Source organism: Ramlibacter sp. (genome assembly GCF_029866045.1).
Classification (GTDB): Bacteria; Pseudomonadota; Gammaproteobacteria; order Burkholderiales; family Burkholderiaceae_C; genus Ramlibacter.
Genome location: NZ_JARXAB010000165.1, coordinates 1 through 10,890 on the forward strand (window position 1 = coordinate 1; position 10,890 = coordinate 10,890).

General features: G+C 66.0%; 9 protein-coding genes. 1 reads left to right on the forward strand and 8 read right to left on the reverse strand.

Annotated elements, in window-relative coordinates; all coding sequences use genetic code 11:
* The 5 genes from QE494_RS16485 to QE494_RS16505 form a co-directional block, all read right to left on the reverse strand.
* On the reverse strand, positions 1-928 hold a 928-nt coding region (locus QE494_RS16485), incomplete at its 3' end, for a tripartite tricarboxylate transporter substrate binding protein (RefSeq protein ID WP_300045100.1).
* 61 nt (positions 929-989) lie between these two features.
* On the reverse strand, positions 990-1,535 hold the full coding sequence (locus QE494_RS16490; RefSeq protein ID WP_300045102.1) for a hypothetical protein: 546 nt from the start codon (positions 1,533-1,535) through the stop codon (positions 990-992).
* 10 nt (positions 1,536-1,545) lie between these two features.
* Positions 1,546-2,916: an aconitase family protein gene (locus QE494_RS16495; RefSeq protein WP_300045104.1), complete on the reverse strand. Its 1,371-nt coding sequence runs from the start codon at positions 2,914-2,916 to the stop codon at positions 1,546-1,548.
* Positions 2,917-2,929: 13 nt separating this feature from the next.
* Complete coding sequence (locus tag QE494_RS16500; RefSeq protein WP_300045107.1) at positions 2,930-3,562, reverse strand: flavin reductase family protein; 633 nt, start codon at positions 3,560-3,562, stop codon at positions 2,930-2,932.
* A 160-nt stretch (positions 3,563-3,722) separates the two neighbouring features.
* Complete coding sequence (locus tag QE494_RS16505; RefSeq protein ID WP_300045110.1) at positions 3,723-5,327, reverse strand: tannase/feruloyl esterase family alpha/beta hydrolase; 1,605 nt, start codon at positions 5,325-5,327, stop codon at positions 3,723-3,725.
* Between the two features lie 258 nt (positions 5,328-5,585).
* Between QE494_RS16505 and QE494_RS16510 the strand changes: the two genes are divergently transcribed.
* Complete coding sequence (locus QE494_RS16510) at positions 5,586-6,362, forward strand: enoyl-CoA hydratase/isomerase family protein (RefSeq protein WP_300045112.1); 777 nt, start codon at positions 5,586-5,588, stop codon at positions 6,360-6,362.
* Positions 6,363-6,456: 94 nt separating this feature from the next.
* Here the strand turns inward: QE494_RS16510 and QE494_RS16515 are convergent, their stop codons facing one another.
* The 3 genes from QE494_RS16515 to QE494_RS16525 all read right to left on the reverse strand — a co-directional run.
* On the reverse strand, positions 6,457-7,425 hold the full coding sequence (locus QE494_RS16515) for a tripartite tricarboxylate transporter substrate binding protein (RefSeq protein ID WP_300045114.1): 969 nt from the start codon (positions 7,423-7,425) through the stop codon (positions 6,457-6,459).
* Between the two features lie 107 nt (positions 7,426-7,532).
* Complete coding sequence (locus QE494_RS16520) at positions 7,533-9,911, reverse strand: acyl-CoA dehydrogenase (RefSeq protein ID WP_300045116.1); 2,379 nt, start codon at positions 9,909-9,911, stop codon at positions 7,533-7,535.
* 7 nt (positions 9,912-9,918) lie between these two features.
* A partial coding sequence (locus QE494_RS16525) for a CaiB/BaiF CoA-transferase family protein (RefSeq protein WP_300045118.1) occupies positions 9,919-10,890 on the reverse strand: 972 nt, incomplete at its 5' end.

A 10,890-nucleotide genomic window follows, 5' to 3' on the forward strand; every position in this document is an offset into this window, starting at 1 on the left:
ACTCGGCCAGCTGCGCAGGCGTCATCAGCTTGGGCTCGATGCCGGCACCAATGAGGCGGCCTTTGCGGTCGGCATCGGCGCCCGCCTTGAACATGGCCTGCTGAAGTCGGGTGCGCACTGCGGCCGGCGTACCGGCGGGCACGGCCACCCCGTACCAAGACTCGGAGAGGAACCCTGCCAGCCCTTGCTCGATGGCGGTGGGCACCTCGGGCATGAGCGCTGAGCGGGTGGCCGACATGACCGCGATCGGCCGGATCTTGCCGGCCTTCACATGGGCCGTCTGCGGCGGGATGTTGACAAAGGCCACCTGCACCTCGCCGGCAAGCAGCGCCATGACCGCCGGCGCCGCGCCCTTGTAGGGAACGTGGGTCATGCTGGTCTGGGTCATGGCCCTGAAGGTCTCGCCGGCCAAATGCGGACCGGTGCCCACGCCCGCGCTGGCGTAATTGAGCTTGCCCGGATTCTTCTTGGCGTAGTCGATCAGCTCGCGCAGGTTGTTCACCGGCAGCGAGGGGTGGACGCTGATCATGCTGGGCACGATGGCCCACATGCCGATCAGGTCAAAGTCTTTCTCGGCGTTGTAGGGCAGCTTCGGGTGAATGGCCGGCATGATGACGTGCGTGGCCGGGCCAGCCATCAGCACGTTGTAGCCATCGGGCGCCGATTTGGCGACTGTCTCCGAGCCAATCACCGTACCGCCGCCCGGCTTGTTTTCCGTGATGACCGAGCCACCCAGCTCCTGCTGCAAACCCGCCGCCAGTTCGCGGGTGAGCACGTCACCGGCCGCACCCCCCGCATAGGGGTGCACCAGGCGAATGGTCTTGTCTGGCCATTGCTGCGCCATGACGGGCGCAGCAATGCAGGCGGTCAGAGCCAAGGCGGTGGCCCACAAGAGGGGACGGCGGGGCAATGCGGGTTGCAAGTTCATGGGGTGTCTCCTGGTTTTTCTGCGATGAAGGGGTGGGATTCGGTTCGTTTTTCGACTCGACTCACTGGGCTGCGGCGCCCTGAAACTCGCGCCGCAAGGCCTCGACCAAGCTGCCGGCCCGCAGCACCGCCAGCATGTGCGGCGACAAGGGTGGCGCATCGAGCGCACTGCCGTCGGCCAGAACAATGCGGCCGGCCGCGAGGTTCACCGAGATGCGCTCGCCGTCCTGCACACGGGCGGCGATGCCCGGCACGGTAAGCACCGGGAGGCCCTGGCTCAGTGCGCGGCGGATGAAGCCCGACTCGCAAGACTCCACCAGCACCGCGGCAATACCGGAAAAACGGATGGCCGCACTGACCTCGACATGGTTGTGATGCGCGAAGTTGACTCCGCCCACCACGAGGTCACCCGGCTGCACCTCCTGCGGGAAGCGCGGGTTGATGCGCCGAAAGCACATGGCGGTGAGCAGGGCTTCGTCCATCGGCTTGCCAAAGCCCTCGCGCACCACGCTGAAGTCGATGATTCCATCGTCTCCGGAAACCTGGTCCCCGAATTTCCACACGCGACCGGCCATGGGCAGGTCCGGTTCAATTGCAAAGGCCGGCATCGTCGCTCCTTCAGTGACCGCCGCGCGGGGCCGCCCGCGAGGCGCCTGGCGCGCCGCCCAGCGTGTCATCGGCACCATCGGCCAGGTAGGCGGCATAGGCCGCCTGCTGCAAATAGGGCCGAGGGTCGGCGATCTTGCCCTCGACCGCCGAGGCGGCCACCGTCAGCGGCGAGGCCAGGAAAACCCGAGCCTCTTCGCTGCCATTGCGACCCTGGTAGTTGAACTGGTGGGTGGTGATGGACACCTCCTTGCCAGACAGCACACCCAGATAGCCCCAGCAGGTGTTGCAACCGGGCGTGAGCACCGCGGCGCCCGCCTCAGCGAACACCTCGAGCAGGCCTTCCCGGGCAGCCTGGGCATAGACCTCGGCACTGCCGGGGGTGATGTACATCGTCACATGCGGGGCCACCTTGCGACCGCGCAGGATGAGGGCGGCGTCGCGCATATCCTGAAGCCGGTTGCCTGCGCAGGAACCGATGGTGGCCTGGTCCACCTGCAAGCCAGCAACTTGCTCCACCGGCGTCGCACCGGTCTGCTCGGGAGGCACGGTGACCATGGGCGAGAGCGTCGACAGATCGATCGTCAGGCGCAGGTGGTAGTGCGCGTCTGGATCGGGACGTACCACCTCGTAGGGACGGCCCTGGGCGCGCGCGTCGACATAAGCCAGGGCGAGGTCATCAACCTCCATCACTGCGGTGTCTGACATGCTGTGGAAAGTAGAGGCCAGCAGGGTCTGGCGGTCGTCCATCGACAGACTCGCCAGGGCCGGACCGCCGTACTCCACGCAGCACTGCAGAAACTGGCCTTGGCCCCAATCGCGCAACAGGGTCTGCACGATGTCGCGGGCGTTGACGCCAAAGGGCATCTGCCCCACCAGGTCGATACGCACCGTGCGCGGCACCGTGACCCAGTTCTCGTCCTTGATCAGGGGCACCAGGATGTCGGGCGACATCGATATGTTGAGGGCGCCCACAGCGCCGACGCTGGCGATGTTGCCCTCGTCCGAAAAGATGAGAGAGCCAGGACGGGCAAAGCCCTTTTCTACCAGGACCAGGTGCCGCAGGCCGGTGCCGGGGCCAAAGAAATGGCCGATGCGCAGGTCGCGGGTGAGGCTCTTGAGCAGGTAATGGGTGGCCGCATGCGGCGAGCCGGTAGCAGCCGATGGCGTGTGATCGATCACGACGATGATCTTGTCCGGGCGCTTGAGGCCGGGCGGACCAACGCGGTCGAGGTTGCGACGAATCGTCGGCCAGTTCAGCTCCTGGGTCGCCACATGGTCGGGAACGCAGGTCAGATGCTCGCCGGGCTCGACCCGCTCGCGTCCCGCGTGGCGCGCCAGGATCTTCTGGACGATGGTCTGGCCCGTGGACTCAGCACTCATGGCGCTCATGGCCTCAAGCGCTCCCGGGGTAGGGCCCGGGCCGCGCTATTTCGAAAGTCTCCCGTATCTCAGCGTACTGGAAGCCCCCAAGCCGCGCCAGGGGCCTGGCTGCGGCGGAATTGAATCGGCCCTTATCGTCAAGCAGGGCGTCGTCGATGTGAAGGCCGACCACTCGCCCAAGGACGACGGTAGTGAGCGTGTCACCCGCTTCGCGGGGCTCGATGTCGACGATGCGCTCGACCACGCATTCCATCGCCATCGGCGTGAGGGCCACCCGCGGCGGCCGCACCTTGACGCTGGGTGCCTTGGCCAGCCCGAGCAGCTCGAACTCGTCAACGCCGAAGGGCGCGGTGATGGACGAATCAGACATCTGCTGCGCCAGGGGCACGGTGGCGAGGTTGTAGACGAACTCGCCCTGGCTGCGGATATTGGCCAAGGTGTCCTTCTGGTCGCGGTCTGGCGCGACATTGATGGACAGCATCAAGATCGGCGGCGTGGACGAGGCCAGGTTGAAAAAAGAGTACGGCGCCAGGTTGGCCCGGCCCTGGGCGTCCACCGTACTGATCCAGCCGATCGGACGCGGCGTGACCAGGGAGGGGAACATTGAAGGCCGAATGGCGTCGGGGATGGTGGGATCTAAGAACATGGCATCCAGTATAGAAACCCAATGGATTCGGCAGCTCCTGAATCGCAGCTATGCTGCCATTGTCATGGCTCGGGCATTTCGGCAGCCCAGGCAAGGCCCAAACCGAGGGCTGGCCTCAACATGAAGTGCCCGGGCCCGGCCGACGTATGAACTACGCCAATCAGGGCGCTGCACATTCAAAACTGCCCGCGTCATCCAAGCTACCCTGGCCCTTGTATCGCGCAATTTTGGGCCATGCGCAAAGCATGCGTGTGCGGCCTGGGAAGGCAGCGCCCGAGCTGGCCAAGGTATCGGGGGCTACGCCTCGCTCGACCCAGTTTTGAAGCGCGGTAACCGGATCGAAGCGATCAAGGCCGCGGCCGCCTCGGCAGTGCTCCACCCCGGGGGCAACAAAAAATCGGGCGAAGCGCTGCGTGGACTCGAGTCCTCCATTGGCCTTGACCAGACGGTCGTACCAATCGCGCACACCAGCAGGGTTCACCAGCGAGTCGGCCATACCAACGTAAACAATGGCTTTGCCCCCGCGAGCCTTGAATCCCTCGAAGTCGACACCGCGTGTGGAGGTTATGGCGGCAGAGGCCATCATCCGAGCAGGATCGCGATCGACGTCAAATTTCAAATAATCGAAGTCCGGGTCTGCCGGGGTCATGAAGACGTAGCGGATCGACTGATTAGTGTACTTGGCCGTGTTGGGCGTTGCGGTCTCCGAGGTGCCCAGCCAATTGCCACGCCAAGTGGCGGAGGAAATGCCCGCGTCCCAGGGGGGGCCAGGATAGAGCTGCACCCCAGCACTATTTCGCGGGCCCGCCATGACCTCGGTGAAAACCGAGACCTGCTCTCTGCTCAGGCAGGTATCGGTCTTCTCTCCGGTGCACTGCAAGCCACGCAAGTCGACTTTGCAGGCTGCATGGTTTTCGATGATCCCGTCTTTTGCACCGTCGAGCGCATCGCATTGGGCGATCACGGCGTTGTCAATCAGTTGCAGGTCCTTCTGGCTCAAGGCGCGGCTCAGAATCGGCTCGCCTTTGGCATTGCGTGGCGCGATCGTCTGGAAGGCTCGCAGAGCCACCAGCGACCCCACCTGGGCCAGGTGTTGCTCGAGGATGGGTGCACCCGAGACAATGCCGTCGAAGTGCTGGGGATAGCGCTGTGCCGCCATCATCCCCTGACGCCCGCCCCCCGAACAGCCCACAAAATAGGAATAACGTGCTGGCTGACCATAGAAGCGCTGAACCAGCGCCTTGGCCTGCACAGTGACCTGCTCCACTGAGTTATATCCCCAGTCCACCCGCGCCTGGGGATCCAGCCCGAAGGTCGCATCCCGGGTGTTGTCGCTCTGGTGACCGGTGTCGGTCGAGGCGACCGCTGCACCCTGCGCCAGGGCGGGGGTCACACCCGAGTGCAGCACGCCGAAGGCGGGTCGGACCACACCGTCAACCCCACCGCCGCCCTGGAACTGAAACCTCCCGTTCCAGGAGGTCGGAAGCCGCAGCTCGTAGCGAATGCCATAGCGCACGCCTTGGACGCCAACACGGGCACCGATTTCCGCCTGCACCAGGCAGTGCGCCGGGAGGGTGCTGCCCTCCACCACTTGGCCGGCAGCAACGAAAGTGACCTTGTCGATGGTGGTCTTTTCGAACTGCGTCGCCTTGAGGGCTTCACAGGCCTGCACCGGATCGGCGGGCCGAGGTGGCATTTGCGCAGTGAGGGGTGTGGCTGCCAGGCCAAGGCCAGCCCATGCCAAGAGGCGCAGAGGAAGTCGCATGTTCATTGAAATCATCCCGGTCCCGGGGCAGATCCCGGCATGTCGACACAGTAAGAGGCAGCGCCTCGGCAGGCTATGCCCGTCCTCGCAGTGCTGCTATGCCTGCCCAGGACTTCCTAGGGGCGCAAGCCCTGACGCAATCCAGCTTTGCTGGATGGGACATGGCCCTGGCGGAGGCCATCGATCCTTTTAGGTGACACTTTGGGACTAGGCCTGCCCCACCCAGGGCAGAACAAAGATCCATGAGCCAGCAGCCCGATGAACGACCTCACCCAACTAATTTTTGAACAACGTGGCCACGTAGCCATCCTCACGCTGAACAGCCCACCGGTCAACGCGCTGACCCGGGTGCTCAATGACGAACTGACCCTGGCCCTGGACCGCATTTCAGAAACGCCCGAAATCCGCGCAGTGGTGCTGACCGGCGCAGGCAAGGTGTTTTGCGCCGGCGCCGACCTCAAGGGCCGCAAGGACAACATCAAGGGGCCTGGCGACATGCAGGCGCACTCGCGACGCACCCGCGAGTGCTTCCACGCGATCCGCGAATGCGCCAAACCGGTGGTGGTGGCGATCAATGGCGCCTCGCTGGGTTCGGGCCTGGCCATGGTGGCCTCGGCCGACATCATCGTTGCCTCTGAAAAGGCGACCCTGGGCCTGCCCGAGGTCGACGTAGGCCTGCTGGGCGGCTGCGGCCACGCGATGCGTCTGTTCTCTCACTCGCGTCTGCGCCGGATGGCGCTGACCGGCATGCGTGTCGATGGCGCCGAGCTGCTGCGTCTGGGCGTGGCCGAGGCCTGCACCACGCCCGAGGAGTTGATGCCCACCGCGCTGGCGATTGCGGAGAACATCGCCGCCAAGAGCCCGGTCTCCACCCGGATGATCAAGCACACGCTCAACGTGATTGAAGACATGAGCCTGCGTGACGGCTACCGTTATGAGCAGGACATGACCGCGCAGATCGGCCAGACCGAAGACGCCAAGGAAGCCCAGCGCGCCTTCGCCGAAAAGCGCGCGCCTGTTTTCACCGGGCGCTGAGTCGCCCAAGGCCTGGCCGGACAGACCCCGAGCCCACGCCATGCAAAAGGCCCTGGGGCGCAAACCCCAGGGCCTTTGCATAGGCAAATGCCGCTTACTGGATCGAGATCTTGGCCTCGCGGACCAAGGCGCCCCAGCGCACCGACTCGGCCTGCATCAAACGCCGGTAATCGTCGGAGGACGTGGGGGCCGCCGTCAGGCCCTGGCTCGCCAGGGCCGAGGCGACGGCGGGGGTGCGAAGCGTCTCATGCATCGCGTCGCGCATCTTGTTCATGATGGCGGGCGGGAGGCCCTTGGAGGCGATCAGACCGTAGTTGGAGTCGGCCACCACGTTGGGCAGACCTAGTTCAGCCGCTGTCGGCACGGTGGGGATCGCGTCGGAGCGCCTCTGGCTGTTGACCGAGAGGATCTTCACACCCCGAGAAACTTGCGCCATTACCGGGGGAAGGTCGGCGCACAGCACGTCGATATTGCCAGCCAGCAAGGCGGTGATCGCCGGCGCTGCGCCGTTGAACGGGATGTGGGTCATCTTGATCCCGGCCTCGCGCGCCAGGAGTTCGGTGCCCAGGTGCGGGCTGGTCGCGTTGCCGGCTGAACCGAAATTGAGCTTGCCCGGGTCCTTCTTGGCCAAAGCGATCAGCTCCGCCAGGGTTTTGACCGGCACATTGGGACCCACGCTGCACACCTGGGGAGTCCGCGCCACCATCGTGACGTAGTTGATCTCGTCCACCGAGTAGGGCACCTTCTGCAGGTGCGGCAGCACCGTGATGCCGCCCGGAACGCCCATGCCGAAGGTGTAGCCGTCGGGGTCCGCCCGGTGGACCGAATCCATGCCGATGATGCCGCTGGCGCCGGCCCGGTTGTCGACGGTCACCGACTGGCCCAACACCTCACCCAGGCGCGGGGCGATCGTACGCGCCAGCAGGTCCACCGGCCCACCGGCCGGGAAGGGCACCACCAGCTTGATCGGCTTGGTAGGCCAATTGCTCTGGGCCTGGACGGGCAGAGCCACCGCGGCACACATACCGGCCAGGGCCAGCGCAAACAGGGAACGCTTTTTCATCGCTTGTCTCCTTCTTGGGTCGATGAGGGGGGGAAAGCAGCTGGGCCGCCATGGAGTGGCGGGCCGAACTCAGGGAAGTTGTCGGGTTGGATCATCAGGCATCCGTCTCAGGCGGGCAGGTCCAGCACCGTACGGGCCAGGATGTTGCGCTGGATCTCGTTGCTGCCAGCGAAGATCTTGGCGCCCATGGCGTTGAACAGCGGAGCCACCACATGCAGGTCAATCTCGTCACTGTGGCAGTGGTCCCGCATGGCGCCATAGTCTTGGGCCGATTCAATCAGCAACAAGGCCAGGCGCTCGTAGGTCTCGGTTGACCAAATCTTCAATGTGGAGATGGTGGGCGGAATGACTTCGCCGCGCTTGGCCAGCTCGGCAAATCCGGTGTAGGCGGCCCCCAGGTCGATGGCGTCCAGCTGCAGCTCGGTCAGCCGGACCAGAAAGGCCGGGTCGTCCTGCATGCCCCGCTGCCGGGCCAGTTTTTCCACCTGCCGCAGGGTGTGCTGCGAGTGCTTGGGGCTTCCGGTGAACAGGCGCTCAAACCCCAGCAGGGCCTTGGCCACCGTCCAGCCCTCGTTGAGGCCGCCGACCAGGTTTTCCACGGGCACGCGCACGTTGTCGAAGAAAACCTCGCAAAAGTCCGACTCGCCAGCGATATTGCGGATCGGGCGCACAGTGATGCCCGGGGTCTTCAGGTCCACCAGCAGGAAACTGATGCCGGCCTGCTTCTTCACCGTCTTGTCGGTGCGCACCAGCATGAACATGTGGGTGCCGTCGGCGCCCCAGGTGGTCCAGGTCTTCTGCCCGTTGACGATGAAATGATCGCCGTCTTGTACCGCCTCGGTCCGTACTGCGGCCAGATCGGAACCAGCATTGGGCTCCGAGTAGCCCTGGGTCCAGACATGTTCGCCAGCGAGGATCGGGGGCATAAAGCGCTGGCGCTGCGCCTCACTGCCAAAGCGCATCAGGATCGGGCCCACCATCACCAGCCCCTGGTCGGGTGTCCGGGCCACACCCCAGGCCTCGGTCTCTTCAATGTAGGCAATCAGCTTGTCCGCTGGCAGACCCATGCCCCCGTGCTGGCGCGGCCAGGCCGGCGCCAGCCAACCCAGGCGAGCCAGGGTCATGTACCAGTCACGCGATTCGGCCCAGGTCTGGCGGTAAGGCATGAAGCGCCTGTGCTCGGGGTAGTGCCGGGCGAACAAAGCGCGCACCAGGGCGCGAAAGCGCGGCTCGGGCATGGCCTCCCAGTCCTGGTCGGGACGGAAGTCGAACGCAGCCTCCGACGTGACTTCCGGCGCAGACGACACGGCGGCAGGCCCGCCGCTGCTGGCGCTGGCGACTGCCTCGTCATGCAGGCGACGCCAGCGCATGCGAAGCGACGCGGCGTTGCCCAGGCGACTGGCCAGGGTCATGGCGCGCTTGAAGTAAAGGCCGATGTCGTATTCGTTGGTGGTTCCGATTGCGCCGTGCAGGCCGATGGCTGCACGCGTGAGTTCGGTGGCAGCGTAGGCGCAGCGGGCCTTGACCCGCGAGGCCACCGCGGCCAGGCTCTCCCCGTCGCCCCGCGCCAAGGCGCGCAGACTTTCGCGCAGACAGGCCTCGGCCAGCTCCACCTGCACCAGTCCGTCGACCGCCCGGTGCTGCAGGGCCTGAAAGCTGCCGATCGGCTTGCCAAACTGGACCCGGGTGCGCAGGTAGTCACAGGTCAGCTCCAGCGTGCGCCGGGCAATGCCCGCCAGTTCGGCCGCCTGCGCGAAGCGCGCAGTGTCGTTGGCCGCCTGCAGCGCCGCGAGGGCCTCTGGGCCGTGCGCCAGCAACTGCCCCTGGGCCTCGTCCATCCGCAGCGTGGCGGTGCCCATGCCGTCGACGCCAGACTCGTGCTCCACCTGTAGACCGCTGGCAAGGGTGTCGACCCAGACCAGCGCCGTCTCCGACGCCAGGTCCGCAGCCACGATCCATCCGTCAGCGCCGGGGCCGGGACGGACGAAGCGCTTGGTGCCGGTCACGCTGAGCGTTTGCCCGGGCGCGGCGCTGCCAGCGGCGAGCGGGCGTGCATGGGTCATACCGCTGCCGGGTTCGAGCTCGCCGGCACTCTCCTGCCAGGCCAGGCCCACGACCCGCCGACCCACCTGCAGGTCCGCCAGCAACTGGTCGCGCAAGCCGCCGCGGGCCAGACGGGCCAGCAGGGCCAGGGGCTGCACGCCCGCGTCCACCAAGGGCTCAGGCAGGAGGTGCCGTCCGGCCTCCTGGGCGATGGCGGCCACTTCCGCCAAGCCTAGGCCCAGCCCGCCGTCTTCTTCTGGCACCAGCAGGGAGAACCACCCGAGTTCAGCCAGTTGCTCCCAGCAGGCCCGGTCCAAGCCGCCACCACTGGCCTCCAGCCGGCGAAAGCGCTGGCGCTGATCGGCCGCCCCAAGAAAGCCGGCGGCGCTGTCGCGGAACATCTGGAGCCCGTCGTCTGCGCCCTCTTGCGGTTGATGGGACATGTCCATCTCAGATCACCCCGTCCTGCTGCAACTGGTCGATGCGGGCGGCATCCAGGCCGAGGCGTTCTTGCAGCACTTCGCGGGTGTGCTCGCCCAGGACGGGCGGGCCGCGGTGGTAGGCCACCGGGGTAGCCGAGAACTTCACCGGGTTGGCCACCTGCGGCACTTGGCCAGCGCTGGCGTGGGGCAGCGTCATCTGCATCTGGCGGTGCCGGATCTGGGGGTCGGCAAAGACCTCGGCAAAGCCGTTGATCGGCCCCGAGGGCACGCCCGCAGCTTCGAGCGCCTGCTGCCACTCGGCCACCGGCCGCTGGCGCAGCACCTCGGCGATGCGGGGATTGAGTTCCTCCCGGTTCTTGACCCGCTGGGGGTTGGTCCGGTAACGCTCGTCGGCCGCCAATTCGGGCAGGCCCAGCACCTGGCAAAAGGTGGCAAATTGCGGATCGTTGCCGACCGCCAGCACGATGTGGCCGTCGGCGCACTCAAAGGACTGCCAGGGATAGGTGATGGGCGAGACATTGCCCAGTCGCGCTGGCTGCTGGCCCGAGACCAGGTACATCATGGCCACGTGGGAAAGAGCGGCCACCTGGGCGTCAAGCAGGGCCAAGTCAATGTACTGGCCTTCGCCAGAGACCATGTCGCGATGCCGGAGCGCGGCCAGGATGGCGCAGACCGCGTACATGCCGGCGGTGATGTCGCTGACCGAATAGCCCACACGCACCGGACCACCACCGGGCCCGCCATCGGGCTGACCGGTCACGCTCATGAGGCCGCTCATGGACTGGAAGATGGGGTCGTAGCCGGGCAGGTGGCTGTAGGGGCCGGACTGGCCAAAGCCGCTGATCGAGCAATACACCAGGCGCGGGTTGATGCGCCGCAGCGATTCGTAGTCGAGACCAAAACGCGCCAGGTCACCGGTCTTGAAGTTTTCGATCACGATGTCGCTGTCTTTGGCGAGGGCGCGCACCAGTTCCTGGCC